Annotated in this window: 24 protein-coding genes; 12 read left to right on the forward strand and 12 right to left on the reverse strand. The window is 70.9% G+C overall.

Features of this window, described 5'->3' with window-relative positions:
- Nucleotides 1-21: 21 nt before the first annotated feature.
- Nucleotides 22-2,697 (reverse strand): arabinosyltransferase domain-containing protein, encoded by a 2,676-nt coding sequence (locus BLT28_RS29315; protein WP_172806541.1) that lies wholly within the window; start codon nt 2,695-2,697, stop codon nt 22-24.
- Nucleotides 2,698-2,856: 159 nt separating this feature from the next.
- Between BLT28_RS29315 and BLT28_RS29320 the strand changes: the two genes are divergently transcribed.
- Nucleotides 2,857-3,291 (forward strand): GtrA family protein, encoded by a 435-nt coding sequence (locus BLT28_RS29320; RefSeq protein ID WP_030428070.1) that lies wholly within the window; start codon nt 2,857-2,859, stop codon nt 3,289-3,291.
- Nucleotides 3,292-3,299: 8 nt separating this feature from the next.
- On the opposite strand, the gene BLT28_RS29325 is transcribed toward BLT28_RS29320, so the two are convergent.
- The 7 genes from BLT28_RS29325 to wzm all read right to left on the reverse strand — a co-directional run bounded on the left by BLT28_RS29325 (nt 3,300) and on the right by wzm (nt 11,743).
- A complete protein-coding gene (locus tag BLT28_RS29325) occupies nt 3,300-5,900 on the reverse strand; it encodes an arabinosyltransferase domain-containing protein (RefSeq protein WP_081900101.1) in 2,601 nt (866 codons plus the stop codon).
- Nucleotides 5,901-6,044: 144 nt separating this feature from the next.
- Entirely contained in the window at nt 6,045-6,218 is a 174-nt protein-coding gene (locus BLT28_RS29330) for a hypothetical protein (RefSeq protein WP_156050636.1), read from the reverse strand.
- Nucleotides 6,219-6,304: 86 nt separating this feature from the next.
- On the reverse strand, nt 6,305-8,656 hold the full coding sequence (locus BLT28_RS29335; protein WP_081900102.1) for an arabinosyltransferase domain-containing protein: 2,352 nt from the start codon (nt 8,654-8,656) through the stop codon (nt 6,305-6,307).
- A gap of 136 nt (nt 8,657-8,792) precedes the next feature.
- Nucleotides 8,793-9,056 carry a hypothetical protein gene (locus BLT28_RS29340; RefSeq protein WP_052406999.1) on the reverse strand — a complete coding sequence of 88 codons (264 nt, stop codon included), beginning with the start codon at nt 9,054-9,056 and terminating at the stop codon, nt 8,793-8,795.
- An 80-nt stretch (nt 9,057-9,136) separates the two neighbouring features.
- Nucleotides 9,137-10,072, reverse strand: a complete 936-nt coding sequence (gene glfT1 / locus BLT28_RS29345; protein WP_030428075.1) for a galactofuranosyltransferase GlfT1 — start codon at nt 10,070-10,072, stop codon at nt 9,137-9,139.
- Nucleotides 10,069-10,860: a galactan export ABC transporter ATP-binding subunit Wzt/RfbE gene (wzt, locus tag BLT28_RS29350; RefSeq protein ID WP_030428076.1), complete on the reverse strand. Its 792-nt coding sequence runs from the start codon at nt 10,858-10,860 to the stop codon at nt 10,069-10,071. The genes glfT1 and wzt overlap by 4 nt, the downstream gene beginning before the upstream one ends.
- 16 nt (nt 10,861-10,876) lie before the next feature.
- On the reverse strand, nt 10,877-11,743 hold the full coding sequence (gene wzm, locus BLT28_RS29355) for a galactan export ABC transporter permease subunit Wzm/RfbD (protein ID WP_030428077.1): 867 nt from the start codon (nt 11,741-11,743) through the stop codon (nt 10,877-10,879).
- A 153-nt stretch (nt 11,744-11,896) separates the two neighbouring features.
- Here wzm and BLT28_RS29360 point away from each other — a divergent pair, with 153 nt between their 5' ends.
- From BLT28_RS29360 to BLT28_RS29375, 4 genes are all read left to right on the forward strand, one after another.
- Nucleotides 11,897-12,886 carry an ABC transporter substrate-binding protein gene (locus BLT28_RS29360; RefSeq protein ID WP_030428078.1) on the forward strand — a complete coding sequence of 330 codons (990 nt, stop codon included), beginning with the start codon at nt 11,897-11,899 and terminating at the stop codon, nt 12,884-12,886.
- Between the two features lie 106 nt (nt 12,887-12,992).
- Complete coding sequence (locus BLT28_RS29365; protein ID WP_043810586.1) at nt 12,993-13,964, forward strand: FecCD family ABC transporter permease; 972 nt, start codon at nt 12,993-12,995, stop codon at nt 13,962-13,964.
- Nucleotides 13,961-14,971 carry a FecCD family ABC transporter permease gene (locus BLT28_RS29370; RefSeq protein WP_043810589.1) on the forward strand — a complete coding sequence of 337 codons (1,011 nt, stop codon included), beginning with the start codon at nt 13,961-13,963 and terminating at the stop codon, nt 14,969-14,971. Before BLT28_RS29365 ends, BLT28_RS29370 begins: the two co-directional genes overlap by 4 nt.
- Nucleotides 14,968-15,744 carry an ABC transporter ATP-binding protein gene (locus BLT28_RS29375; RefSeq protein ID WP_030428081.1) on the forward strand — a complete coding sequence of 259 codons (777 nt, stop codon included), beginning with the start codon at nt 14,968-14,970 and terminating at the stop codon, nt 15,742-15,744. Before BLT28_RS29370 ends, BLT28_RS29375 begins: the two co-directional genes overlap by 4 nt.
- Here BLT28_RS29375 and BLT28_RS29380 read toward each other — a convergent pair.
- On the reverse strand, nt 15,726-16,976 hold the full coding sequence (locus BLT28_RS29380; protein ID WP_043810591.1) for an MFS transporter: 1,251 nt from the start codon (nt 16,974-16,976) through the stop codon (nt 15,726-15,728). The genes BLT28_RS29375 and BLT28_RS29380 overlap by 19 nt on opposite strands.
- A gap of 124 nt (nt 16,977-17,100) precedes the next feature.
- Between BLT28_RS29380 and amiA the strand changes: the two genes are divergently transcribed.
- From amiA to BLT28_RS29400, 5 genes are all read left to right on the forward strand, one after another.
- Nucleotides 17,101-17,205: a streptamidine family RiPP gene (gene amiA / locus BLT28_RS42620; protein ID WP_246842970.1), complete on the forward strand. Its 105-nt coding sequence runs from the start codon at nt 17,101-17,103 to the stop codon at nt 17,203-17,205.
- A 70-nt stretch (nt 17,206-17,275) separates the two neighbouring features.
- Nucleotides 17,276-18,115 (forward strand): hypothetical protein, encoded by an 840-nt coding sequence (locus BLT28_RS29385; protein ID WP_231950475.1) that lies wholly within the window; start codon nt 17,276-17,278, stop codon nt 18,113-18,115.
- Nucleotides 18,112-19,473 carry a CocE/NonD family hydrolase gene (locus tag BLT28_RS29390; RefSeq protein ID WP_052407000.1) on the forward strand — a complete coding sequence of 454 codons (1,362 nt, stop codon included), beginning with the start codon at nt 18,112-18,114 and terminating at the stop codon, nt 19,471-19,473. The genes BLT28_RS29385 and BLT28_RS29390 overlap by 4 nt, the downstream gene beginning before the upstream one ends.
- Nucleotides 19,470-20,813 carry a YcaO-like family protein gene (locus BLT28_RS29395; protein WP_030428085.1) on the forward strand — a complete coding sequence of 448 codons (1,344 nt, stop codon included), beginning with the start codon at nt 19,470-19,472 and terminating at the stop codon, nt 20,811-20,813. Before BLT28_RS29390 ends, BLT28_RS29395 begins: the two co-directional genes overlap by 4 nt.
- Nucleotides 20,810-21,835: a hypothetical protein gene (locus BLT28_RS29400; RefSeq protein WP_030428086.1), complete on the forward strand. Its 1,026-nt coding sequence runs from the start codon at nt 20,810-20,812 to the stop codon at nt 21,833-21,835. Before BLT28_RS29395 ends, BLT28_RS29400 begins: the two co-directional genes overlap by 4 nt.
- Nucleotides 21,836-21,887: 52 nt before the next feature.
- Here the strand turns inward: BLT28_RS29400 and BLT28_RS29405 are convergent, their stop codons facing one another.
- The 3 genes from BLT28_RS29405 to BLT28_RS29415 all read right to left on the reverse strand — a co-directional run bounded on the left by BLT28_RS29405 (nt 21,888) and on the right by BLT28_RS29415 (nt 24,309).
- Nucleotides 21,888-22,232 carry an RNA polymerase-binding protein RbpA gene (locus BLT28_RS29405; protein WP_030428087.1) on the reverse strand — a complete coding sequence of 115 codons (345 nt, stop codon included), beginning with the start codon at nt 22,230-22,232 and terminating at the stop codon, nt 21,888-21,890.
- A 147-nt stretch (nt 22,233-22,379) separates the two neighbouring features.
- A complete protein-coding gene (locus BLT28_RS29410; protein WP_030428088.1) occupies nt 22,380-23,666 on the reverse strand; it encodes a YncE family protein in 1,287 nt (428 codons plus the stop codon).
- A gap of 79 nt (nt 23,667-23,745) precedes the next feature.
- On the reverse strand, nt 23,746-24,309 hold the full coding sequence (locus BLT28_RS29415) for a bacterial proteasome activator family protein (protein ID WP_030428089.1): 564 nt from the start codon (nt 24,307-24,309) through the stop codon (nt 23,746-23,748).
- A gap of 123 nt (nt 24,310-24,432) precedes the next feature.
- Between BLT28_RS29415 and BLT28_RS29420 the strand changes: the two genes are divergently transcribed.
- Together BLT28_RS29420 and BLT28_RS29425 are read left to right on the forward strand one after the other, a co-directional pair.
- Nucleotides 24,433-25,632: a cysteine desulfurase-like protein gene (locus BLT28_RS29420; protein WP_030428090.1), complete on the forward strand. Its 1,200-nt coding sequence runs from the start codon at nt 24,433-24,435 to the stop codon at nt 25,630-25,632.
- A 20-nt stretch (nt 25,633-25,652) separates the two neighbouring features.
- Nucleotides 25,653-26,309 carry a class I SAM-dependent methyltransferase gene (locus BLT28_RS29425; RefSeq protein ID WP_081900104.1) on the forward strand — a complete coding sequence of 219 codons (657 nt, stop codon included), beginning with the start codon at nt 25,653-25,655 and terminating at the stop codon, nt 26,307-26,309.
- Nucleotides 26,310-26,471 lie beyond the last annotated feature (162 nt).

Raw genomic sequence — 26,471 nt, forward strand, 5'->3', positions numbered from 1 at the left:
GTGCAAATCTCCGTGGATGCGCTACTCGTTGAGCCAGCCGTCGCGGGCGCCCACGTAGTCGAACTGGGCCAGCCTCGGCCAGGAGACCAGGCCCCATTCGACGCGTTCTGTGCGCGAAACCGTGTAGCGGCCCGGTGGATGACGGTACACGACCCGCTCCAAGTGCCCCCACGGCGCACGCGGCGTCGCGGTCGGGACCACGTTCACCGGCACCCGCTCGATCGTGGCGACGCGGCTGATGAAGGCCTGCGTCCCGCCGACCCGCTCGTTCAGCGTCACCGACCTGGAGCCGCCGAGCTGGTCGGAGGCGACCAGCCGGTACTCCGCGGGCGTGGTCATCCCGTCCTTCACCGGCAGCACCGGAACGCACGGGTAGGCGAGCCCGATCGGCCAGTCCACGAACGTCGGCTGGTCGCGGAGCAGCTCGCGCACGCGGATCGTGCCCCCGGCGCGCAGCGCGGGCCGGTCGGGTCCGCGCAGCACCGGGGACAGCTTGTCCAGCGGCACGAACAGGTCATCGGCCAGCCCGCAGGAGCCGCCGATGACGCTCTTCACGTTGCCCTTCGCCGGCGACCACTGCGGGCGCTGGTTGATCGGCGCGATCACGAAGACCGCCAGCATCAGCACCACCAGCGAGGTCTGCACGACGGTGAACAACCGCGCGGTGCCCAGCGCCGCCCACCGGCGTCCGCCGCCGCCCATCGCCCGCCGCGCGAGCCACCAGCACAGGCCGATGACCGCCAGCCACAGCACCATGTTGCCGAACTTCAGCGGACCGACGTGCGGGATCTGCCCTTCGAGGATCTGCTTGGCGCTCAAGGCGTTCGGGTCCTTGGCCACCGCGGCCGGGTCGACCACCCTGGTGTGGTCGCCGAAGGGCTGGCCCCAGTCCGAGAAGGCGTGCCAGGAGTTCGTCCCGCTGAAGATCACCACGGTGGCGAAGGCCGCGACCCCGCCCGCGAGCAGGCCTGGCGCTGTGCGCCGCACCCGGGCCGGGATCGGGCTGGCGAAGGCGGTCAGCGCCAGCACCAGGATCGCGGGCACCGCCATGCCGCCGAAGTGGTGCACCCACTTGGTCGGGGAGATGGCCAGGGCGGCGAGGCCGATCCCGGACATGGCCGCACTGCCCACGATCAGCCGGTCCAGCGGCCCGTTGCGGTCCCGCCGCGTTGCCAGCCGGATCACCACGAACACCAGCGCCACCACGGTCAGCAGCACCGCGCCGCGCTTGGCCCAGTTGCCCAGGGTTCCCGGGTGCAGCAACGCGTTGTAGCGCTCGATCTCCTGGTACCACGGCGTGACGAACCAGTACCAGGAGTGGATGCGGGTGGTCTCCACCAGGTCGCTGAGCTTCATGTCCCAGAACACCGCGGGGAACGCGGCGGTTCCGGACACCAGCAGCATGCCGAGGTAGGCCAGGCGCTCCTTGCCCACCCAGCTCCTGGTGTAGCGCACCAGGTACGGCGCGTGCAGCAGCAGCGGTCCCCACGCGACGATGCCGGTCGCGGTGGTCAGCGTGGTCAGCGAGGCGACCGCGACCACGACCGCGTACAACCCGGGCCACTCGCGGCGCCTGGCGAACTCCGCCAGCGCGAGGTTCACCGCGACACCGAGGCACACAACGGGTTCCGGCCGCAGCGTGAGCTCGAACGGCATCCACCACACGAGGAACGCCAGCGCCAGCAGGTACGGCAGCGTCCGGTACGGGCCGCGCACCGCGCGCCTGCCGCCGAGCGTCGCGTGCAGGTACCGCCGCAGCACGAACCACACCGCGATCCCGATCACCGTCGGGAACATCCGCATCCACAGGGTGGACTTGCTGATCAGCCCCCACGCGCCGAGCAGGTACTGGCTGAACATGAACGGTGCTTCGGGCGCGTTGAACGAGTGGTAGTAGTTGCCGACGTACCCGGCGTTCGGCAGGTTCAGCGCGTGCCGCAGGTACCACCCGTCATCATCGTTGAACGGCCCGATGACGGCCCAGAGCACCAGGATCGCGGGCACGGCGATGTCGGCGAGACCGAGCTTGAACCGCGGCTCGTCCGGGTCCCGCCGCGCGCGCTCGGAGTAGCGGTAGCGGCTCACGCACAGCCACAGGCACCCCAGCAGGCACAGCGCGTGCAACGCGAGCAGGACGAGCTTCAGCGTCGCGGGCGCGGACTGGAAGCGCGCGTCGGTGTTCAGCTTCGCGGAGAGCCCGTTCGCCTCGGGGAAGTTCTCCGCGGCCGTCTCCAGCATGGCGACCTGGGGCGGCAGCAGCCCGGGGCGGTCGGCGACCACCACGCCGTCCCGCTGCACGGACACGCCCTGGGACGTCGCGACCACGCGGTAGGCCTTCGTACCCGCCGGGCGGCGCTCGGTCAGCAGCACCTGTTCCGAGACGGAGATCCGCACCTCGCCCGCGCGGGTCTGCACCCGCAGACCACGGCTGACGGGCTGGTTCTCGTCCTCCGGCAACGTGGTCAGCACGTCGGCCCACTTGCCGCCCGCGGTGAACCGGCTGCGGTCCAGCGCGTCCATGGTTCTGCCGGGCAGTTCCGCCGACATCTCCAACGGCCGGTACGGCACCAGCGGCACCACGGTCGAGCGCGGCTGTGCGCCCGCTTCCGGCCAGCTCAGGATCGGCTGCTGCACGCGGACGGGGGCGAGGGGCAGGAGGACCGCCAGCACCGCGGTGATCACAGCTGCGCCGACCAATACCCACGCGGTGACGGCGTGTTGGCCCGTAAGGCGTCGTGGCATGCGAAAACGCCCATTCGTTCAGGCGGTCAGGTCACGCGGTAGCGTACTTCCGGGGCGTCCGCCGCTCGGGCGCACCCTGCCAGGGCAGTCGGTGATCGAGTAAGGCGGACCGTTGTGACCACCTCCGAAGCGGCCTCCGAGACGCAGGCGCAGCCGCCCAAGCTCGGCCTCGCCGCCCAGCTCACCCGGTTCGTGCTGGTCGGTGGCTTCTCCGCGCTGGTGGACTACGGCAGCTACCAGCTGATCCTGGCGCTGGGCGTGTGGGTGCACCTGGCCAAGGCGCTCGGTTTCGTGTTCGGCACCACGACCGCGTACTTCCTGAACAAGCGCTTCACGTTCCAGGCGGCGCCGAGCGGTGCGGGCCGCCTCGGCGGGTTCATCCTGCTCTACGGGGTGACCTTCTTCGTCAACGTCGGCGTGAACGCCCTGTTCCTCGCCCTGCTCCCGGCATCGGCCTTGAAGATCACCATCGCCTGGGTGATCGCCCAGGCCACCGCGACCGCCATCAACTTCGTGATGCTCCGCCTGGTCGTCTTCAAGCCCCGGTAGCCGCCGGCTCAGCGCAGGCCGAGGGTGTCGTAGCGGTCGTCGTCCACGTCGGCGGGGAGGCGGCTCGGGTCGATCGCCTGCTTGACGTAGCCCGCGGGCACGCCCGCGTACTCCAGCCGCGCGATGGTCGGCGGACCCTGCAGGCCGTGCTCGACGCGGTGGGTCATGGTCACGGTGTAGCGGCCGGGCTCGTGGCGGTACTTCACCCGCTCCAGGCCGCCCCACGGGGATTCCACTCCATTGGGCGCATCGGCGGGCACCTTGACCATCTCCGCCACCCGTCCGAGGAATCCGTGGGTGCCGCCGATGCCCTCGTAGACCGAGACCAGGCCGCCCATCGTGAACTTCTCCGCGGCGAGCACCCGGAACTCCGGCGGCGTCACCATGCCGTCCCTGACCGGCGGCACGGGCACGCAGGGGTAGCCGATGCCGACGCTCCAGTCCACGTACGTCACGTGCCCGGCCAGGTGCTCGGTGAGCGTGCGGCCGTCGTGCACGCGCACGGTGTCGGCGATCCCGCAGCCGTTGCGCAGCGTGCCGCTGGCCAGCGACCAGCCGGGCAGCTGCCGCAGCGGCGCGATCACGAACAGCGCGATCAGCAGGGCGACCACGAGCGCCTGGGTGCCCAGCAGCACCCGCGTCGAGCCGGTGCTCGCCCATCGCAGGCGCCGCCGCAGCAGGAACCAGCAGAGCCCGATCGCGCCCGCCCAGACCAGCACGTTGTTGACCTTGACCGGGCCGACCGCGAGCATCAGCGACTCGACCAGGTCCTTCTCGTCCGGGTCGAGGGTGCGCATCGGGTCGATGGTGCCGTGCACCGAGAACGGCTGGCCCCAGTTGCCGAAGCCGTGCCACATGTTGGGGCCGCTGAAGATCACCACACCGGTGAACGCGATGAACAGGCCCGCCGCCACCGCGGGCGCCGCCCTGCGCACGCGCGCGGGCACCGGCCCGGTCAGCGTGGTCAACGCCAGCAGCGCGATGGCGGGCGCGGCGATGCCGACGAAGTGGTGGGTCCACTTGGTCGGGATGACCGCCAGCGCCACCATGCCGAAGCCGAGCACCCCGGCCAGCCGCACCATCACCGCGTCGAGCCGCCCGCGCCTGCGCCGTGCCCGCACCGCGACGAACACCAGGCAGACGATCATCAGCAGCACCGGGGCGCGCTTGGCCCAGTTGCCGGAACCGGTGGGCACGAGCAGCGTGCCGTAGCGGCCCCACTCCTCGGTCCAGCCCATGGTGATCCAGTAGTAGTAATGGATCTTGGTGGCTTCGAGCAGGTCGCTCAGCCTGCCGTCGGCGAACAGCACCGTGAACGCCGCTGTCCCCGCGCTGAGCACGGCCGCGACCAGCGCGAGCCGGTCCCGTCCGCGCACCGACCGCCACAACCACGGCACCTGCAGCGCGACCGGCGCCCACGCGATGAGCCCGGCACCCATGGTCAGCGTCGTGAGCGCGGCCAGCAGCACCGCGGGCGCCATCAGCCCCGCCCATTCGCGGCGCCGCGCGTACTCGCACAGCGCCAGCGTCAGCGCGACGCCGAGGCAGGTGACCGGCTCCGGCCGCAGTGTCGGGTTGTACGGCAGCCACCACACCAGGAACGCCAGCGCGAGCAGCCACGGCAGCGCCCGGTAGGCCCTGCGCTCGCCCAGCGCGCTGTGCAGGAACCAGCGCAGCGAGAACCACACCCCGATGCCGAGCACGGCGGGGAACAGCCGCACCCACAGCATCGACGTGCTCACCGACGTCCAGCCCGCGAGCAGGTACTGGGCGAGCAGGAACGGCGACTCGGGCGCGTTGAACGAGTGGTAGTAGTTGCCGACGTATCCGGCGCTGTCGAGATTCAGCGCGTGCCGGAGATACCAACCATCGTCGTCATTCGTCGGTCCGAGCACCGTCCACACGAGTAGTGCCGAGGGCACGAGGAAATCGACCGCGCACCAGCGAATTCGATCTTCGGATGGGCGTTTCGCCCGGCAGTGAAGAACAGTGAGTGTGACACAGCCCGTCAACAGCAAACCATGCAGTATCAACAGAAGGAATTTCGCGTTGGTCGGCGTCGACTGGAATCGCGCATCGGTGTCGATCACGACCCGCATGCCGTCGGAGGCGGGCAGGCCCGCCGCCCCGGTCTCCAGCATCGCCACCTGCGGCGGCAGCACCCCGGCCTGCTTGACCAGCAGCATGCCGTCGCGCCACACCTCGACCCCGCCGGCGTCGGCGTGCACCCGGTAGGAGCAGTCCGCCCGGGGCAGCCGCTCCTCGATCACGGACTTCCCCGACACCCTGACCTGCACGATGCCGTCCACCGAGCGCATGATCAGGCCGTGCTCCCGCTGTGCGGGATCACGGGCGGGCGGCAGGGTGCGCAGCACCTCGCCACCCCGCGAGTCCACCGCCGAGATCGCGGCGCAGGGCACCTCGGCGGTCAGCTCCAGCGGCCGGTAGGGCAGCAGTGGGACGACGGTGTTGCTGACCCGCTCACCCTGTTTCGGCCATGTGACGACTGGCTGGTCAACGGTGACGGGAGCCAGTGGTAGCGACAGCGCCATTGCTGCGGTGACAAGCGCGGAGGCAAGCAAAATCCACGCGGTAAAGCGCTGCTGCATGGGGAATCCCCGATCGCGGTCGCGTGCGGTCCGCAATCATGTAACCCCGAATGGGCCGTTCTTTCCAGCTGTAGTGAAGATGTCTAAGCGTCACAACCTTAATCGGTAAAGTAGGAAGTCGATGTTTAATCGTGCGAATTCTGGTTAGCGAGACTGTCCCGCCGCCCGGCCCGAGTCGCCGGACTGGACCTTGCGCAGGAAGTCCTCCGGGACGCCCACGTAGCCGGTCTGCGCCAGCGTCGGCGCGGCCTCCAGCCCGCTCACCACCCGCGACGTCCGCGTGAGGGTGTACCTGCCGACCGGGTGCGTGTAGTGCACCCGCTGCACCTCGCCCCAGTCGGGAACGCTCCCGTCGTTCGGCGGGCCGATCGTTGGCGCCGGCTCGGCGCGGACGACGACCTGGCTCAGGAAGCCCTGGGTGCCCCCAGGAACTCACCCGCGTGCACGACCCCGGCCAGCGCGCCCCGCCCCGCGGGCAGGATGCGGAACTCCGGCGCGGTGCTCAGGCCGTCGGCGATCGCCAGGGTCGGAGTGCACGGGTGGACCAGGCTGAACTCCCAGTCAACGGCGGTCGGTCGGGAGCGCGCCACCTCCATCAACCTCTCGCCGCTGACCAACCGCACCCAGTCGGCGAGGCCGCAGTCGTTGCGCAGCACGCTTCCGGCCACTGACCAGCCGGGAGTCCGCAGGGGCGCGATCGTGAACACCGCGACCAGTAATGCGACGGCTGTCGCCTGCACGACGACCAGCAGCCGCGCAGAACCGGCTGCCGCCCAGCCGCCGTCGCGGCCGCGCAGCGCGAGCAGCAGGCACGCGACGAGCACGGCGCCCCACAGCAGCGGGTTGCCCAGCGGCACCGGGCCGAGCGTGGGGTGCATCGCCGCGGACCTGGCGATGAGGTCGGCGACCTGCTCCGGAGTCAACGCCAGCGTCGGGATCTCCGAACTGTGGTCACCGAACGGCTGGCCCCAGTCGGAGAAGCCGTACCAGAGATTCGGCCCGGCGAAGGCCACCACGGCGGTCGCCCCGGTCAGCGCCGCGGTGACCAGGCCGGGCACCAGGGCGCGTGCTCCGCGCGGCGTGGGAACGCCGACAGCGCTCAGGCCGAGCAGCGCGATCGCGGGCGGAGCGATGGCCAGGAAGTGGTGCGACCACTTCGTCGGCGACAGCGTGAGCGCCACGAGCCCGACGACGAGGACAACGGCCAGCCGGACGATCGCGCCGTCGAGACGGCGGCGCCGACGCCGGAGCCGGAACGCGGCGAGCACCAACGCCGCCAAGGTGAGCAGCACCGCGGCGCGCTTCGCCCAGTTGCCGTGGTGGTCGACGCCGAGGAGCTTCGCGTAGCGGAATCCCTCCTCGTACCAGTGCATCGAGATCCAGTAGTGGTAGTGCACGCGCGTTGCCTCGACGACGTCGGAGAACTTCGCGTCGGCGAAGACCGCGATGAACGCAGTCGTTCCGGAGGCCAAAGTCGCGCCCACGTAAGCGAAACGGTCCCGCACCGCTCGCGTCCGCGCCCACCGCCACAACCATGGCAGCTGCACGAGGACCGCGCCCCACGCCACAAGTCCGGCGACAGTGGTCAGGGTGGTGAGCGCGGCTACGCCGACCGCGGGCGCGATCAGGCCCGGCCACTCGCGGCGACGCGCGTACTCGCACAGCGCCAGCGTCGCGGCGACCCCCAGCGCCGCGACCGGCTCCGGGCGCAACGTCGGCGTGAACGGCAGCCACCACACCAGGAAAGCCAGCCCCAGCAACCACGGCACGGCCCGGTACACCCGTCGATCGCCGAGCGCGTTCGCAAGCGTCCACCGCAGCAGGAACCACACGCCGATCCCGATCACCGTGGTGGACAACCGCAGCCACAGCAACGAAGTGCTGATCGACGTCCACCCGCTCAGCAGGTACTGCGACACCACGAACGGCGCTTCCGAGGTGTTGAACGAGTGGTAGTAGTTGCCGACGAAGCCGCTGTTCGCCGAGTTCAGCGCGTGCCGCAGGTACCAGCCGTCGTCCTCGTTGATCGGGCCGATGACGGTCCAGCCCAGCAGGACGGCGGGCACGACGGCGTCGATGGGGGACAGCCGCAACCGGCTTCCCACGCGGCTCGCGCCGAAGCGCAGCACGGCGAGCACGATGCATCCGGCAAGCAGAAATCCTTGCAGTACAAGGAGAATCGCCTTGGCAGCGGTCGGCGACGACTGGAAGCGCGCGTCGGTGTGCAGCGTGACGCCGAGGCCGTCGGCCGCCGCGTTGCCGACCCCGGCCGTCTCGAACATGGCGACCTGCGGCGGCAGCAGACCGGCCTGCTGGGCGATGATCCGGCCGTCCCGCAACACGCTCGTCCCGCTCGCGTCGGCCCGCACCTGGTAAGCGCACTCTCCGGTGGTGGGCCGCGCCTCGTCCACCAACGCCGTCGACGAGGAGCTGATGCGCAGCCTGCCATCGTTTGCCCGCACCACGAGACCGCGACCTGGCTCCTGGTCGGGCCGGGCGGGCAGCGTGCGCAGCACGTCACCGTCGACCGCCGCGAGCGTCCGGCACGGCAGCTCCGCCGTCAGCTCCAGCGGCCGGTAGGGCATCAGCGGAACGACGGTGTTCTCCACCCGCCCACCGGCCTGCGGCCAGCTCAGCACCGGGTCGTCCTGGTGCACGGGCGCGAGCGGGAGCAGCAGAGCGCACACCGCGGTCGCCAGTGCGGCACCGATCAGGACCAAGGCCGTCAACATCGAATGCCGAATCGCACGCGCCATTCGGCCAGTGTGTTGCCGGCCTCGCGTCGGCACCTATCTCGGTTCAGAAACCCTGAGGTAACGCGGCGAAAACGATGGTCAATTCATTGAAGTGCGTAGCCCGTTGGAGCGTTCTTTTGTGAAAGCGGTTGACTGGTCAGGCGAGACCGCGCATTCGCCGCCCTGGCGCGCCGTAGACCTCGCCGACCGTGGGCAGCGCCCCGATGTGCGCGGTGACGATCTTGCCGAAGTCGACGACGACGTCGGAGCCGTCCGCGCAGCGCACCGCGCTGGTCGAACCGGAGCGGACGAGGTCGGCGAGCGAGCCGCCGAGTTCGGTCGCGGTCTCGTCGCTGATCGCGAAGAGCAGCGGGGTGGGAACGCCGGACAGGTGCAGCACGAGGGTTTTCTTGTCGCTCATGCGCTTACGACACCAGTGCGGGAACCGGACCGGCAAGGCGGTTCGCCGTCAGCGGATCAGCTCACGGCGAACCGGCTCGTTCACCGCCGGAAAAACTTCTCCGAGCGACCTTGGTTGACCAGTTTCGCCCATTCCACGAATGCCTTCGGGTCCTTGCGCTGGGCCAGGAAGTACAACCCGAAACGGGCCACCTCCAGCATCCCGAGCTTGCGCATTCCCGGCTGCGCCAACAGGTAACCGCGGTTGCGGTAGGTGTAGTAGCGCTTGATCGAGTCACCGGGGTCCTGCGCGTGGAACCGCCCGCCGAGCATCGGCTTGAACTCGTCCGAGCCGTCCGGGTGCGCGTAGGCCACCCGCAGCGTGGTGCCGAACCGCAGCCCGGTGCGCACGATCCTGCGGTGGATCTCCACCTCGTCGCCGCGGACGAACAGCCGGTAGTCCGGGACCCCGATGACGTCCAAAGTGGACGCCCGGAACAGCGCCCCGTTGAAGAACGAGGCGATACCGGGCAGGAAGTCCGGGCTCTCCGCCGAGGACAGCTCCTCGCGCTGGCGCTTCCAGGTCAGGCCGCGGCGCAGCGGGAAGGCGAGCTTGTCCGGGTGGTTGATGTTGACCACCACCGGGGAGACGGCCGCCAGCTTGCGCTTGTCGGCCTCCTCCAGCAGCACCTCCAGCACCGAGTCGTCGGCCGGCCTGCCGTCGTCGTCGGCCAGCCACACCCACTCGGCGCCCATGGCCAGCGCGTGCAGCATGCCCAGCGCGAAGCCGCCCGCGCCGCCCAGGTTGCGCCGGGAGAGCAGGTAGGTGGTGTTCAGCGGGCAGTTGTCCACGACATCGCGGACCGGCTGGTCCGGGCCGTTGTCGACGACGATCAGGTGGTCCGGCTGCCGCGTCTGCGACGCCATCACCTTCAGCGACTCCGTCAGCAGCTCCCGCCTGCGGCAGGTGACGATAACGGCGACGACCGCCCCCGCCGGCAGCGCTGGCGGGTTCTCGGGGGTGGTCTCGTTGCTCATCGGCCCTCGCCGATCCTTTCCAGTACAGCCTGGGGAAGGTTCTCGAACGGGTCGCGGCCCTTGTACGCGGTCAGCACCTCGCGCAGGCCGCCCTGCATCTTGATCTGCCCGTGGTCCATCCAGATCACGGTGTTGCACAGTTCCATCAGGAACTCGTCGCTGTGACTGGCGAACACCAGCAGACCGGAGCGCTTGACCAGGTCGTTGAGCCGGTCGCGGGCCTTCTCCAGGAACGCCGCGTCGACGGCGCCGATGCCCTCGTCCAGCAGCAGGATCTCCGGGTCGATGGAGGTGACCACGCCGAGCGCGAGGCGCACCCGCATACCCGTGGAGTAGGTGCGCAGCGGCATCGACAGGTAGTTGCCGAGCTCGCTGAACTCCGCGATGTCGTCGACCCGCTTGAGCATCTCCCTGCGGCTCATCCCGAGGAACAGGCCGCGGATCATGATGTTCTCGTAGCCGGAGATCTCCGGGTCCATGCCGACGCCGAGGTCGAACACGGGCGCCACCCGGCCGATGATGCGGGAGCGTCCCCGCGTCGGCTCGTAGATGCCGGACAGCAGTCGCAGCAGCGTGGACTTGCCCGCGCCGTTGTGCCCGACGAGGCCGATCCGGTCGCCGTGCTGGATCGACAGGTTGATGTCCCGCAGCGCCTCGATGACGGGCACCTTCTGGTCGGTGCCGATCTTGCCGCCCGCCTTGCCGAGCACGGCCTTCTTCAGCGATCGGGTCTTCGCGTCGAAGATGGGGAACTCGACGGAAGCGTTCCAGACGTCAATGCTGACCATTGGTTTTCGGCCTCACTCAGACCCAGTAGGACACGCGGGCACGGTAGTTGCGCATGAACAGCAGTGCCAACGCCCAGCCGACGACGGTGATGATCCCGGCGACCACCCAGTGGTGCCAGATGATGTCCCTGCCCAGCATCGGCTGCCGCAGCATCTCCACGAAGTGCAGGAACGGGTTCAGCTCCAGCACGTCCTTGGTGACCTTGATCTTCTGGCTGAGGCTGGACATCTCCCAGACGATCGGCGTGCCGAAGAACAGCAGCTGCATGACGCTGCCGATGATCGGCGGGATGTCCCGGAACCGGGTGGAGATGACACCGGTCAGGAACGTCACCCACAGGCCGTTGAGCGCGAGGATGGCGAACGCCGGGATCGCCATCAGCATGGTGAGCTTCCAGTGCGCGGTCTCCCCGTCCGGCGGGAAGATCACCAGCATCGCGGCCCACACGAGCAGGTTGTGCAGGAAGAACAGCACTTGCCGCCAGACGAGGCGGTAGACGTGCACCGACAGTGGCGCAGGCAGGAACTTGATCAGGCCCTCGTTGGAGATGAAGACCTCGGCGCCCTCGTTCACGCACCCCGAGATGAAGTTCCACACGATGAAGCCGACGGTGACGTACGGCAGGAAGTTGTGGATCTGCGTGTTGGGGAACAGCTGCGAGTACAGCAGGCCGAGACCGACGGCGGTGACCGCCATGCTGAGGGTGATCCAGATCGGGCCGAGCACCGAGCGGCGGTAACGCTGCTTGATGTCCTGCCAGCCCAGATGGCCCCACAGTTCTCTCTGCTGCCAACCGCGACGCAGGTCGTCGAAGGCCTTGCCCCAGGTGCGGTGCGTGTGCGCCGGTGGGGCGGCGTGTTCGTCAATGGTGCTGGTGGACACGCGGACGAGCGTACCGGCGTGCCGGACGGCCCCCGGTTGGCCCTCGGTTGGCGCGGTCCCGGGCCGGTAATGCCTCGATAACGGCGCTCGACAGCCGCTTTTGAAAACCGTTATCGTCTTCGGTGTCCTGGTGGCCGACCCCGGAGGTTCCCCGTGCGCAGCCCGCGCGCCCCGCTCGCGTTACTCGCCCTGCTCGCGCTGGCCGCGTGCACCTCGGCTCCCGCGCAAACCCCTGCCGCCCAAGGCGAAGTGGATCAGGTGGACACCCGGGTCCAGCCCCTGTCGCCCGCGCTCGACATCACCGACCCGCGCGGCACCAGGATCACCCTGCCCAAGGCGCCCGAACGCGTGGTCTGCCTGACCGGTCTCTGCGACGACGTGCTGACAGAGCTGGGCGTGAAGCCGGCCGGGACCAGCAACGCCGCGTTGCTCACCCATCCCGCGCTGCTGGGCGACGCCGGGCGAGCCGTCCCCGTGGTGCCGGGCAGCTTCGGCTCCGAGGACGTCGAAGCCATCGCCGGACTGCGGCCCGACCTGGTGATCGGCCTCGCCGGGGTGCACGACCAGCTGCGCCAGGCCGTCGGCAAGTTCAACGCTCCACTGTGGACGGTCGACCCGAAGGACTGGAAGGACTCCGTCGGCTACCTGCGCGCGCTCGGCTCCCTGACGGGACGTGTCAAGGAGGCCACCGACGCCGAGCAGCGCTTCCGCTCGAAGTTGACGGCTGCCGTCAAGACCAGCCGTGACAAGGGCTACTCCAAGAAGACGGTGCTGCTGATGTACGGCAGCGCGGACTCGATCGGTGTGGACACGACGGACTCCGTGGTCGGCAAGCTGCTCGGCTCGCTCTACACCTATCCCTGGACCGCGAAGGGCACGAACGCGGAGACCGCGAGCACCTTCAGCGTCGAGGAGATCCTGGTCAAACGACCAGACGTCGTCTTCGTCTACTCGCTGCTGTTCGGCACCGACAAGAAGCTCTCCGAGCAGCTGGCCGCCAACCCCGTCTGGGCGCAGGTCCCCGCGGTGAAGTCGGGTCAGGTGCACGAGGTCGCCCCCAAGCCGTGGGGCTCGGGCCGCGGCACCCGCTCCCTTTCCTTGATCATCGACGAGTCCCAGTCCCTCCTCGCCAAGTCCCCCTGACCGCCCGCGTTTACGCACCGAATGAGTCATTGAGGTACTTGAACGCACCGAATGACTCATTCAGTGCATCAGCGACGCCGACCCGCTACGGACGGTTTGTCCTCGCATGACCAAACGCCTGCTCGTGGCCACGCTCGCCCTTCTCGTGGTGAGCGTGGCCGCGCTCTGTCTCGGCACCCCGATCGTCGGTGTGAACCGGCTGCCCGCCGCGTTCGCCGGCGAGACCGACCTCGAACACGCCGTGGTCGTGCTGCTGCGGGCCCCGCGACTGGTCCTCGGCCTCCTCGTCGGCGCGGCGCTCGCGGTGGCCGGGCTCCTCCTCCAGGAGTCGTTGCGCAACCCGCTCGCCGTGCCCGAACTCCTCGGCGTCTCCAGCGGCGCGGCGGTCCTCGTCGGGGTCTGCGTGGTGTGGGCGCTGCCCTTCCCCGGAGCCCCACTCGTGCCCGCGCTGGTCGGAGCGGTGATCGGCGGCCTGATCACCCTGCTCGCGGCGAGGCGCGCGGTCGGCCCGGCGGCGGTGCTGCTCATCGGGGCGGCGGTGAACGCGGCCATGCAGGCGCTGCTGCTCACGGCGGTCTCGCTGTCCGACTCCCGCGAGCAGGGCGTGCTGTTCCGCTACCTCCTCGGCTCGCTCACCGGCACCACGTGGTCCTCCGTGGCAGTCTCCGCGCCGGGCCTGATTGCCCTGCTGCCCTTGGCTTTGCTGTGCGTCCCGTTGCTCGGGGTGCTCCGGCTCGGCGATGAGACCGCATCGGCTCTGGGAGTCCGTGCCGACCGGGCGCGGTTGATCGTGCTGGTGGTCGCCTGCGCCCTGGTGGCGATCGCGGTGGCACCCTCAGGGCCGATCGCGTGGGTCGGCTTCCTCGGCCCGCACCTCGCCCGCAGGCTCCGCCCGAACGCCGACCCACGGATCTGGCTGGGCTGGTCGGCGTTGTTCGGAGCGCTGCTCGTGGTCGTCGCGGACCTCGCGGCGCGCACCGTGCTCTACCCGGTGGAGCTTCCGGTCGGCGGCCTCACGGCGCTCGTCGCGATCGTGCTGGCCGCGTTGCTGATTCGGCGCAGGGCGGTGCTCGGATGAGGTGGACCCTCGTTTACCTGCCCGTACTGGTGGTCGTGGCGGCCTGTGCCGCCCTGCTCGTCGGCTCGACGGTCTCCGCGGCGGACACGCTCGCGGCCATCTTCGGCGGAGGCGATGAGCTGACCCGCGGTGTGCTCGTCGAACTCCGCGTGCCGCGAGTGCTGGTCGGTCTCGGAGTGGGTGCGGCGCTCGGCCTCGCGGGCACGATCCTGCAAGCCGTGCTGCGCAATCCGCTGGCCTCCCCGGAGGTGACCGGTGTCGGCTCCGGCGCGGTCCTGGGAGCGGTGGCGGGCACTGTGTTCCTCGGCATTGCCGACCAGCCGGAAACCCTGACGGTCGCCGCTGTGCTCGGCGGAGTCCTCGGCGGGGCTTCCTTGTGGCTGATCGCGGCGAAGGCCGATCCGCTGCGACTCGCGGTGCTCGGAGTGCTGGTCTCAGCGGTCCTCGCGGGCGCGTCCTTGGTGCTGCTCACGGCCCGTCCACAGCTCGCAGGAGCCGCGGCGCGCTGGCTGGTCGGTTCGTTGTCCGGTCGCACTTGGGAGCACTGGAACGGCTTGTGGCCCTGGCTGCTCGTCGTGGCGCTGACCGCTGTCGTGCTCGCTCCCGCGCTCGACCTGCTCGCGGTGGATGACGATCACGCCCGAACAGTCGGGCTCGCAGTGGTCCCGTGGCGCCTGACCGCCCTGGGCGCCGCGGTACTGGCAACGGCGGCGGCAGTCGCTGCGGCGGGCACGGTGTCCTTCGTCGGCCTCCTCGCGCCGCACGCCGTTCGCAGAATCCTTGGCGCGGAACATCGCTGGTTGCTCCCGGCATCCGCGCTCGCCGGGGCGGCATGTGTCGCCGGAGCCGACTTCGTCGCCCAAGCGCTCACCGCGCTGGTCCCGTCATCGGGCTCACAGCGCATCGGCATTCCCACCGGAGCGGTGACCGCGCTCCTCGGCGCTGTCGTCCTCGTAGTGGTCGCCCGGCGCGCATCAAGAGCACAGGTGGAAGGGAGTGCACGATGATCACCGTCTCCGGTGTGAGCGTCAGGTTCGGGCAGCGCACCGTTCTGTCCACAGTGGACCTGAGCGTCGGCGAGGGGGAGTGGGTGGCGCTGGTCGGCAGGAACGGTTGCGGCAAGAGCACCCTGCTGCGCGTGATCGCCGGTCTGCACAAGCCGGACGACGGGACGGTCCACATCGCCAATAAGCCGCTGGAGTCGTTGTCCCGCAGACAGGTCGCGCGACAGGTCGCGACGCTCCCGCAGGCGATGCCAGCGGTGCCGGGCATGACCGTGCGCCAGCTCGTCCGCCAGGGTCGCTATGCCGTCCGAGGGCCGCTGGGGATGCTCCGGGCCGGCGATGACGAGCAGGTCCACGCAGCACTGGAGGCGACCGGCGTCGAGTCCTATGCGGACGCTGCGGTCGACCACCTCTCCGGCGGTGAACGCCAACGGGTCCGCTTGGCCCTTGCGCTCGCCCAGGACGCGCCGGTGCTGCTGCTGGACGAACCCACGACGTATCTGGACGTCCGACACCAGCTCGAAGTCCTGGAACTGATCGCCGGTCTGCAGGGCGAGCGCGGCCTCACCGTCGTCAGCGTGCTGCACGATCTTCAGCAGGCGGCGCGGTACGCGGACCGGATCGTGGCTCTGCACAACGGAATCGTCCACACGGACGCCCCTGCGGCGGAGGCGGTCGACGCCGACCTCCTCGCCGAGGTGTTCGGCGTTCGAGGGCGGGTCTGGCACGACACCGCCACCGGTCGCCCCGCGTGCGCCTACGACGCGGTGCTCTGAAGCTGCTTCTCGGCTTCAGCGCGCAGCGGTGAGCACCACGCCGCGATCACGCCCACCGCGAGCACGGCGACGGCGGAGGCCAGCCCGACCCGCGGATCGGTCCACACCGCCACGGCCCCGGCCAGCGCGGCGCCGACCGGGTGGCCGACGCCCCACGCCAGCATGCGCGCGGTGGTGTTCACGCGCCCCTGCAGCTCGTCCGGGGTGACCTGCTGCCGGTAGGTGATCCCGTTGATCACGACGGTGGTGAAGGCCGTGCTCCACAAGGTGATCGCGAAGATCGCCACCACCCAGTGCGAAGTCGCGATCACCACCAGGCCCGCGCCGAGCGACGTCGGCAGCGCCAGCAGGGCGAGCCGCGCCGCGCCGAGCGCCTTCGTGAGCCGTGGCACCAGGCGGGAGGCGATGAGGCCACCGACCGCCCAGCAGCTCAGCAGCACGGCCAGCCGCGCGTCCCCGGACGGGGCGACGCCGAGGACGCGGTCCGCCCACGGCAGCTGCATCGCGATCCACGCGCCACCGACCGCAGAGTGCGTCGCGCCGACGAGCGTCAACGTGCGCACGATCTTGTTCTGCCACAGGAAGGACAGGCCACCGCGAACGTCGACGAGGACGTCCCGGGCCGAGCGCGGTCGCGATCTGTCCGAAGTGGACAGAGGGCGGACGATGGCCCTGATCAGCATCGCGGAGGCCGCATAGGTCAGCGCGTCGAGCGCGATCAGGGGAGCGGGCGCGGCCATCGTCACGGCGAGCGCGGCCAGCGGTGGCACGGCGATCTCGACCACCGTGGTCGTGCCGAAGACCGCGGAGAAGGCCGCCGTGGTCCGCTCGCGGCCCACGAGTGCGGGCAGGGCACCGAAATTGGCCGCGTCGAAGAGCACGAACATCGTCTGCGTGAGGAACGCCACGACGAGCACGTGCGGTGCCGTGAGGCCGCCCGCGGCCCAGGCGATCGGCACGCTCGCCAGCAGCGCGGAGCTGACCAGATCGGCCGCCATCATCAGCTTCCGCCGGTTCAGGCGGTCGGCGACGGCGCCCGCGAAGAGGCCGAAGAGCAGGTACGGCAAGGCTTCCGTCGCGGCGACCGCCGAGGTCCACGCCGCCGAGCCGGTGAGCTGGTAGACGAGCACCGGCAGCGCGACGACGCTCACCAAGGTCCCGGCCACCGAGATCACCCTGGCCAGCAGGTAGCGCCGGAAGTCGGGGTCGCCACGCAGGGTTTCGGTGCTCACCCGCGCATGCTAACTGACAACGATTGTCACAGTCGTCACCCGTTCAGCCCTGTTGGTAATGATTATCGTTTGTGGTACTCCTGGAAGCCGATGCCCGACGAGACGGGGGGAGGTGAACTGCGAGATGGAGAAGATCTTCGTGCGAGTCGAGTCCGAGCGGGAGCTGCCGCACAACTCGGCCAGCCACAGCAACGCCCTGGTGGAGAACCCGTTCGACGACCAGGACTGACCGACAGGTGACCGCCGTTCCCGCGACCCGGGGGCGGCGGTCACCGCTGTGTTCGCGATTGGAGGCCCCCGTGGGCGAACGGCTCATCCCCGGAGCTGTCCTGTTCGACGTGCCCGGCCGCGGCCCCGCGCTGCGCTGCCCGGACGGCGAGATCGTCGACGTCGCCCTGCCTGCGGACACCGCCCTCGCCGTCCGCGACGCCCTGGCTGTGGACAACTCCGCCGACCCGCCCGCTGAGCTGGGCGCCTTCCGCGAGGCGGGCTTCCTGGGCGGTCGCGCACAGTGGCCTGTGGACAACTCGTTCGTGGCCTTAATCGGCTCGTCCGTGCTGGTCGAAGCCCTCAAGGTGGCCCTGAGCAGGGCCGGGGCGCAACCCTGCGTTCTCGGGCCGCTCACCGAGGGAGGTGATCTGTGGACAACTGCCGCCCTGTTGTCCACAGAGTTGTCCACAGGTGGGTTCGCGGCTGTGTGCGCCGTTTCCGACGGGCCCGCGCCCTCCTGGTGGAACAACCTCGATGACCTGCCCGAACACGGGATCGCGTGGCAGCGGGTGAGCCGCGAGGGCCGCCATGCCTTACTCGAACCGGTCGCCGCCGAGCCTGGGGATATCCGGCATGTGGATGTGTGTAAGAGGCGCCTCGCCGCGGCCGGGTCCGGCCACGCCCACCTCGCCGCTTTCTGGGCCACCGAGGCTCCGGTAGCCGGGGACGACGCTGTGGACGATGTCGACGCGGCGGCCGTCGCGTCGCTGGCCGCGCTCGACCTCCGCGCGTGGGCGCTCGGCGCGTCGAAGCGGGACGGCTCGCTCACGTCGTCGCTGCCCGCCCGCCGTCGCCTCCGCGTGCTCGACCTCGACACCGCCGCGATCACCGATCACCCGGTGCTGCGCGTGCCCGAGGCAGCTCCGTGATCTCCCAGCACGTCATCGACCTTGACGGCGCCCGTCTGGGAGCCACGGTCGTCAGGGCCGCATCGCCAGGCCCCGCCGTGCTGATCCGGACGCCCTACGGCCGTCACAACCACATCGCGGAGGCCCACGGCTGGGCCAAGCGCGGCTTCACCTGCGTTCTCGTCGACGTCCGCGGTCGCTACGGCTCCACTGGTGACTTCGTGCCGTACGCGCACGAGCGTGCGGACGGCGCCGCAGTGCTGAAGTGGTTGCACGACAACGACTTCTCCGATGGCCGGGTCTTCGCGGTCGGAGCCTCCTACGCCGCGTACTGCGCCGTGGTGACCGCCTTGGAAGGCGAGCTGGCCGGAGTGATCACCGCCGTCCCCGCGTTGGGGCTCGGTGAGACCGCCCGCGAACCCGGCGGTGCCGCGCGCCTGGCCTGCCGCCTCGGTTGGTGGGCCGAGCACGGCGGCACCTCGGCCGCCCGCGCGACTCCGCTGCCGTACTCCCTCGAAGCCCTGCCGGTCCGAGCCGCCTTCGACATCCCCGCATGGCAGGACCTCTGGGACGCCCCGCCCCTCTCGCCGCTGTGGGCCGAGCTGTCCGGAACGGACACGCCGCTGCTCGCGGTCGGCGGTCTCCGCGACCCGTTCCTCCGCCACACCCTCCGCCTCGCCGAGACCTGGGGCGGCCCCACCACCCTCGTCATCGGCGACTGGGCTCACGAACTCGGCGACAAGCGAATCGGGGCCCTCTACACCTCCTGGGCCAGCTCGCCCCGCGCACTCTCCACCGTCGCCGTCTCCTCCCGTTTCGTTCGCACCGCCGGGAAGCGAGGGAGCCCGATCCGGGCTGTGAGTGCGAAACGGCAGTTCAGGGCCGAGCCGACGCGGCCGTTCCCGTCTCGCGAGGTGGGCGTCGACCTCCGATGTGACGCCGAGCGCGAGGACCGGGCGCTCGTGCTGGCGGAGTGCGGCGAAGGCGGAGTGCTGGCCGGGCTCGTCGAAGTCGAGATCGAGGCGGTGGCGGACGCGCCCGACGCGGACTGGGCGTTCCGCCTCGCGGTGGAGCTGCCGGACGGCTCGTGGCCGCAGCTCGGGAACGCGGTGGTCCGGCATCGGCACACGCCGGGCGAGCCCACGACGATCCGCGCCGAGATCGGACCCGTTGGCGCCGAAGTGCCACCGAAAGCACGGCTGCGGTTGGAGATCGCCGGGCACCACTGGCCGCGCCACGCCCGCAATCCGCACACCGGGGTCGACGCCGTCGACGCGACGGAGCTGCTGCCGAGCAGGCGCGAGGTCCTGGACTGCACGCTCAGCCTTCCGTGGTCCGACGGGACACCGGTCGATGTGATCAAGGAGGTCGGCAGGTGACGCTGCCCGTTGACGCGCTGATCGATCCGCTGACCGGAGTCATCCGGCGGCTCGTCGACGTCGAGCACGTGCCAGGCGCGCCGAACCGCTACCGCGGCGTGACCGCCGAGGTCGCCGACGCGCGGCGGCTCGGGGCGTGGCCCGCCGACCGGGTCAGCCTCGGCACCACGTTCGGCGACGTGGACGGAGCGCGCATCGCCGCGATCGGCGAGGCCGTCGAGCGGTACTGCGGCAACCGCGTGCCGAACGGCCTGCGCCGGGCGACGGCCGCCGAGCTCGAAGCCGAGGGCGCGCACCTGTTCGGGCCGGACGACCTGCCGTTCTTCGCCCAGTGGCAACAGGTTCCGTTCAAGCCCTTCACCGCCGACCTGTCCCAGTTGTGGGTGGAGGGCGAGGAAGACGGCCAGGCGTGTTGGCTGCCCGCGTCCTGGGTCTACCTCAACTTCCACTCCGGGCAGCGACGCGGAGAGCCGCGCACGCACCACCTCAACTACGCGGGCATCGCCACCGGCGCGGACGGTGACGACGCCTTCCGCCGTGGGTTGCTGGAGCTGCTGGAGCGGGACGCGCTGGAGCTGTGGTGGCACCTCGGCGCTCCGAGCCGGGGCATCGACCTCGACTCGGTGCCGGGCCTCGCCGGTGAGCTGGCCGGATCGCGGCTGCGGGTGCACCTCGTGGAGTTGCCGACCGAGCACCCCGTCGCCTGCGTCGCGGCGGTCGCGGTCGACAAGGTGACCGGCATCGTCGCGGGAGGTGGCGCCGCGCGTTTCGACCCGGCCGAAGCCTGTGTGAAGGCCGTGCTGGAGGCCGTGCACACGTGGGTGTTCACGCTCGGCCTGCTCGATCCGGACGGATGGGTCTTCGCGGCGATCAAGGCCGGAGTACTGGCCGAAGGGCTCTACCTCGCGCACCGGGAGGACCGCGCGTACGCGGACGACACGGGTGTCCACTTCGGTCGCGTGCGGGACCTGGGCGCGCAACCGCAGGTCTGGCTGGACAAGCGTGTCCAGGACCGGCTGCTGCCGAGGTTCACCGAACCCGCGGAGCTGATCGGTGTCGACGACCTCCCGCGCGGTGATCTCCACTCGCTGCAGGCGAGCCTGCGCGCGGGCGGGTGCCGGGTGGCCAGTGTCGATCTCACGACTCCTGACGTCGCAGAGACCCCGCTGCGGGTGCGCCGGGTCTGCGCGACCGGGCTGGTGCCCAACGCTCCGGCCGCCTTCCGCTACCTCGGCCTGCCCCGGTGGCGCCAGGTGATCGCCGAGCGGGGCTGGGCACCCGGGGCCGATCCGCTCGCGGGCCCGGACGGGCTGGTGCTCGACCCGCCGCCGTTCCTGTGAGCGCCGTTCGCGCAGCACTGGAAGCCGCGTGGTCCGGGGCCGACCCCGGGCCGACCGTCCCGGAGCTGCGCCCAGCCGCGCACCGGGCCTTGCCGGGGGAGTCGGTCCCGCTGCCGCGCTGGCCCGATGAGGGCATCGGCGGCCTGCTGGACCTCGCACTCGCCGCCGACCCCACGCGCAAGCTCGGCGGAGTCCGGTTGCGCCGGGTGCCCTCGGCGGGCGGGCGCTACCCCGTCGAAGCGCACGTGGTCGTCGACGACGTCGCGTGGACCTACGACCCGGTCGCCCACGCTCTCGCCGCGCCACGCGAAGGCGCGGGCAACGGGGTCGTCCTCTCCCTGGTGCCATCCCGCACGACCTGGCGTTATGGCCCGCGGTCGTTGCCGGTGCTGCTGCTGGACCTCGGTCACGCGCTCGCCGGGTTCGCCGGAGCGGAGCTGGTCGTCGGTGGTGTCGCGCCGACCTCACCCGCCGAGTTCCCGCTGGCGATGGCCGGCTCTGTCCACGTCGGTCACGTGCCGCCGTTGGACGCGACCACGCCGGAACTCATCGGGGACGCGCTGGTGGAGCTGGCCGGCCTGGCACCGATCCCGCTGCCGAAGACCGAACCGGTCGCGGCGAGGGAGGTCTTCGCCAGGCACAGCGCGCCCTGGCCGGTGGCGGGCCGGGTTCCCCGGGACGTCGCCGACGAGGTGCTGGCGGCGGCGGACGGCGTCGAAGCCCTGCTGATCGAGCCCGCGGACCATCCCGACCTGGCCGCCGCGCTCGCTGCGCGGTCCTGCGGGCAACCGGAGGTGGCCGACAGCGGAGCGCTGCTGCTCGTGCTGGGGGAGGTCGACCCGACGCCGGAGCAGGCGCTGCGCACGCACGTGCTCGCCGGGATGGCCGTGCACCGGGCTTGGTTGCGCGCCACGGCGCACGGCCTCCGGTGCCGGCCGCTGGGGTGCTGGATCGACCTCGTGGTCGATCTCGGGCACCGGCGCAGGCTTGTCCACGCACTGGCGATGGGCGCGCCGGTTTAGGTCAAACGATTGCACGAATGTTGCCCGAAAAGGGCGGTGGTGCGTTTTTCGGCTAGGTCACTTCGTTGTCGAGTTCACGCCGCTGGCGCAGCAGCGCCAACCGCTCGTCGAGCAACTCTTCGAGATCGCTGATCGTGCGCCGCTCGCGCAGCATGTCCCAGGGGGTGCGCCCGGGCTTCGCCTGCTGCTCGGCGGGCTTCCCGTCCACGATCACCGCCGTGACCCCGTGCTTTCGGCAGATCCAGGTGTCCTGCGGCTCTGCGTCGGCGGCGAAGATGACACCGAACTCGTGGCCGCGGGGGCAGGCGAATCGGGTCACCTGGCGCGGGGCGAGATCCTTGTCGGTGTCGGCTTCGTAGCTCACGCCACCGATTCTGCTGCCACGGAGCGCATTCACAGGGGGCTCCTCCGAATTCGAGGGTCAAGGACAAAGCTGTGTCCCCCAGTGTGCAACCCGCGGCGTTTTCGCGCTTCTTCAGCGCATTCCCGGTCGGGTGGAAAAAGCGCGCGTCCCACTTCCGGCGGAACGCGCGCCCCGTCCGTGCTACCGCCCCACGGTGTCCGCGTGCGACACACCGGGCTCCCACACCGCGATCGCGCCGCCGCGGTCGAGCGGGGTCGGCACGGCCAGTGACCTGGTGATCCTTCCGGCCGCGGTGTCCACAATGTCCACTCGGCCCTGGCCGCCCGCGGTCAGGTAGGCGGTACGGCCCGCGTCGTCGAGCGCGATCTTCCGCGTCTGCGCGGCGAAGGGGTCCTTCCCACCCTGTGGACCGCCGGGCAGGACTCCTAGATCAACTCGACGTGTCAGCCTGCCGAAGCCGCCGTCGCGCGCGTTGACGTCGACGAGGGCCAGCTCGTCCCGCGCCGCCCCGTGCACCACGTACCCGGCCAGCTCGTCGGAGAGCCCGAAGCGGAACACGTAACCGCTGCCCAGCGGGGTGCGCGTGGTCCGGCCGGTGCGCACGTCGAGCAGGTACGCGTGCTCGGTCCACTGTGTCCAGTCGGGGTGGGAGCTGTCCCGCACGTAGGTGACGGCGGTGTCGGCGTCGTCGTGCAGGCGCAGGTAGAAGCCGCGCCCAGGACCGCCCCACGCGGCTACGCGTTGTGCGCCGAAGTCACCCGCCCGGGTCACCTCGGTGAGGTCGACACCGCGTTCGGTGGCGGTGATCGCGCGCCGGTGCTTCGACGAGAACGCCTCGCCGTGCCCGTGCTCGCCGATCGCTGTCTTGACGGCAGCTGTCAGGTGGGCGCCACCCGCCTTGACGACATCCGTCAGGCGGTAGCTCTCCAGCTGCGCGGGCGCGTCGTTGCGGTGCAGGACCGTGCCGCCGTCCAGCAGCACGCCCGGCTCTCCACTGTGGACGACGCCGTGGCCGGACTTGAAGGTCGTCAGGTCGACCGCGGTGAGGGTGGCGTGCCCTTCGGCTGCGTCCGAAGGTGCCGCGTCGTGCTCGTGGCCCTCGCTGCCCGCGGTCACGGCGAAGCGGCCCGCGGCGTCCACGGCGAAGTGCGAGATCTCGCCCTCGACGGGAGCGGTGCCGACGATGCGGGGAGCGGCGCCCGCGACGTTGACGACGACGAGCTGCTTGGCCGCGTCGTCCACGAAGAGCACGCGTCCGTCGGCGAGGACGACGGTGCCCGCGTGGTCGTTGAGCTTGCGGCCGCTCAGCGTGCCGGTGACGCGCCCGGTGCGGGCGTCGAGCACGTGAACGGCGCTCGCCGCGGGGTCGGCGACGAGTAATCGGACCGGGCCCGGGGTGGCCTGGGCCGGAGCGGCGATCGCGACCGCGCTGAGCAGCGCGGTCGCGATCAAGGACAAGGAGCGCATGGGTATCGCCTCTCTGCGGGAGTGTCAGAGAAGACGATAACCATTTTCAACTAGCGAGCGGCTCCGCCGAACGGAGCAGTCAGAGGTACTGGCCGGTCCCGCTGATCTTCGGGCCGCCGTGGTCGGCGTCACCGCCGCCCCCGACGCCGGGCGGCAGCGCGCCCCTGCGCATCTGCTCCAGCTGCACGCGCGCCGCCATCTGCTGGGCGAACAGCGCGGTCTGGATGCCGTGGAAGAGCCCCTCCAGCCAGCCGACCAGCTGGGCCTGGGCGATCCGCAGCTCCGCGTCCGACGGGGTCGAGCCCTCCTCGAACGGCAGGGTCAGCCGCTCCAGCTCCTCCCGCAGCTCCGGGGCCAGCCCCTGTTCCAGCTCCTTGATGGAGGAGCGGTGGATCTCGCGGAGCCTGCTGCGGCTGGCGTCGTCGAGGGGAGCCGCCCGCACCTCCTCGAGCAGCTGCTTGATCATGGTGCCGATGCGCATCACCTTCGCGGGCTGCTCGACGAGGTCGGTCACCTCCTGCTGACCGTCGGCATCCTCGCCGTTGTTGCCGAAACCTCCGGTCGGCAGCGCGCCCATCGGGGTGCCGTCCGGTCCGATGACCACGACCCGCTGCTCGCCGTCGTTGTCGCTGGGCTGAGTCATGTCCCCATCCTGGCCCGAGCCGGTGCCGCGATGCGACCCGGCCGCGGTAACCGTCCGACTCTGCTGCGTGACGACGCCTACCCGGCGACCACCGGACTGGACATCCTCCGTACGGTGTGTCGCATGGCGTTCGACGTCGCTCAAGTCCGTGGGCTCTTTCCTGCGCTGGGCGACGGTTGGGTGCACCTGGACACACCAGCCGGTATGCAAGTCCCCGAACAGGTGGCGACGGCGGTGTCGACGGCGTTGCGCGCCCCCGTCTCCGGCCCCGGGGGAATTTTCCCTGCCTCCCAACGGGCGGAGGCGATCGTCGAGGCCGCTCGCCGCGCCTTCGCCGACCTGGTCGGCGCCGACCCCGCCGGGGTGGTGCTCGGGCCCAGCTCCCCGGTGCTGCTGGAACGGCTCGCCGACGCGGTCGGCCAGGGCTGGCTGCTCGGCGACGAGGTCGTCGTCTCCCGGCTCGACCACCCTGGCAACGTCCTGCCGTGGCAGCGCGCCGCCCAGCGCTCCGGCTGCACGGTCCGCTGGGGCGAGGTCGACATCGAGACCTGCGAGCTGCCCGCGTGGCAGTACGGCGACCTGGTCAGCTCGCGCACCAAGGTCGTCGCGATCACCGCGGCCTCCGGCGCCGTCGGCACCCGCCCGGACGTGCGCAAGATCGCCGACTACGCCAGGGCGGCGGGCGCGCTCGTGGTGGTCGACGCCTCCGCGGCCGCCCCGTTCCTGCCGCTGGACATGACCGCGATGGGCGCGGACATCGTCGCCGTCTCCGCGTCCGCCTGGGGCGGCCCGCCCGTCGGGGCGCTGGTGTTCCGCGACGCGAGCCTGCTCGACCGGCTGCCGTCGTGCTCGCTGGACCCGGGTGCGCGCGGCCCGGAGCGGCTGGAGCTCGGCCCGCACGCCTATCCGCTGCTCGCGGGCGTCGTCGCCTCGGTGGACTACCTGGCCTCGCTGGACGACGCCGCCATCGGGCCGCGCCGCGAACGGCTGCTGACCTCGCTCGGCTCCGTCAAGGCGTACCAGGCGGGCCTGATGGCCAGCCTCATCAACGAGCTGCGCGCGCTGCGCCACGTGATGGTCATCGGCGACGCGATGCGCCGCATCCCCTCGGTGGCCTTCACCATCGCGGGCACCAAGGCGTGGGCCGCGGTCGAGCACCTCGCCGAGCGCGGTGTCTGCGCCTTCTCCGACAACGGCCAGAACGGCGTGTTCGCCGCACTCGGCGTCGGCGAGGTCGGTGGCGCCGTCCGCGTCGGCCTCGCGCACTACACGAACACCGTCGAGGTCGACCAGCTCGTGCGCGCCGTTGCCGAGCTGCGCTGACCGGGGGAGCTGGAGGCCTGGTGGACGAGTCCCTGCGCCGGGCGGTCGCGGACATCAGCGCGTGGATCCGACTGGGACCGCTGCTGACCGAGTACCTGCCGTTCTCGGCGACCGCGACGCTGCGCCCCACCGGACTGACCGCGCTGCTGGACGAGGTCCTGCTCGGCGGGCGCACCGTGCTGGTGGAGTGCGGTACCGGTCCGTCGACCATCGTGCTGGCGCGGCTGCTGGCCCGGCGGGGCTACGGCCGCCTGCTCTCGATCGACAACGACGAGCGCTGGACCACCTACGCCGAGACGCAGCTCCGGCGCGAGGGACTGCACGGCGTCGCCAAGGTGGTGCACGCCCCGCTCGCCGACAACGCCAACGGGATGCGGTGGTACTCCACCGAGATCGTCTCCCCGGCCGTCGCCTCCTACGTCGACCAGTACGGCCTGGTGGACATGCTGATCGTGGACGGCCCGCCGAGCACCGACCCCGGCCAGGCGATGGTCCGCTACCCGGCCCTGCCGACGCTGCGCTGGGCCATGGCGCCCGGCGCCACCCTCGTCCTGGACGACGTGGACCGTCCCGGCGAGCTGACCGTGGCGGCCCGCTGGCAGGACGAGTTCGACCTGCAGACCCGCTCCGATCCCTCCGGCACCCGCCTCGCCATCGCCACCCTCGCCCCGGAGTAGCCCGCCGCCCGAGGAAGATCGGGTGCGGCAGATTTATCCACAACCGGGGCAGTTGTCCACAGGTTGGGGAAAGCCGCTTCCGCGCTGGTCGCGTCGTCCTGAACACTGGAAATGGGGACCCCCGTGGCGGGTACCCCCACCCCGTCTCGCCCTCATCCACAA

The sequence above is a fragment of the Allokutzneria albata genome (assembly GCF_900103775.1).
GTDB classification, from domain to species: domain Bacteria; phylum Actinomycetota; class Actinomycetes; order Mycobacteriales; family Pseudonocardiaceae; genus Allokutzneria; species Allokutzneria albata.

Coding starts and splice junctions, on each gene's coding strand:
- BLT28_RS29410 (WP_030428088.1), bottom strand. CDS start 23,666: ATGCGCTCCTTGTCCTTGATCGCGACCGCGCTGCTCAGCGCGGTCGCG.
- BLT28_RS29370 (WP_043810589.1), top strand. CDS start 13,961: ATGAGGTGGACCCTCGTTTACCTGCCCGTACTGGTGGTCGTGGCGGCC.
- amiA (WP_246842970.1), top strand. CDS start 17,101: ATGGAGAAGATCTTCGTGCGAGTCGAGTCCGAGCGGGAGCTGCCGCAC.
- BLT28_RS29415 (WP_030428089.1), bottom strand. CDS start 24,309: ATGACTCAGCCCAGCGACAACGACGGCGAGCAGCGGGTCGTGGTCATC.
- BLT28_RS29375 (WP_030428081.1), top strand. CDS start 14,968: ATGATCACCGTCTCCGGTGTGAGCGTCAGGTTCGGGCAGCGCACCGTT.
- glfT1 (WP_030428075.1), bottom strand. CDS start 10,072: ATGAGCAACGAGACCACCCCCGAGAACCCGCCAGCGCTGCCGGCGGGG.
- BLT28_RS29420 (WP_030428090.1), top strand. CDS start 24,433: ATGGCGTTCGACGTCGCTCAAGTCCGTGGGCTCTTTCCTGCGCTGGGC.
- BLT28_RS29325 (WP_081900101.1), bottom strand. CDS start 5,900: ATGCAGCAGCGCTTTACCGCGTGGATTTTGCTTGCCTCCGCGCTTGTC.
- BLT28_RS29335 (WP_081900102.1), bottom strand. CDS start 8,656: ATGGCGCGTGCGATTCGGCATTCGATGTTGACGGCCTTGGTCCTGATC.
- wzt (WP_030428076.1), bottom strand. CDS start 10,860: ATGGTCAGCATTGACGTCTGGAACGCTTCCGTCGAGTTCCCCATCTTC.
- BLT28_RS29340 (WP_052406999.1), bottom strand. CDS start 9,056: ATGAGCGACAAGAAAACCCTCGTGCTGCACCTGTCCGGCGTTCCCACC.
- BLT28_RS29365 (WP_043810586.1), top strand. CDS start 12,993: ATGACCAAACGCCTGCTCGTGGCCACGCTCGCCCTTCTCGTGGTGAGC.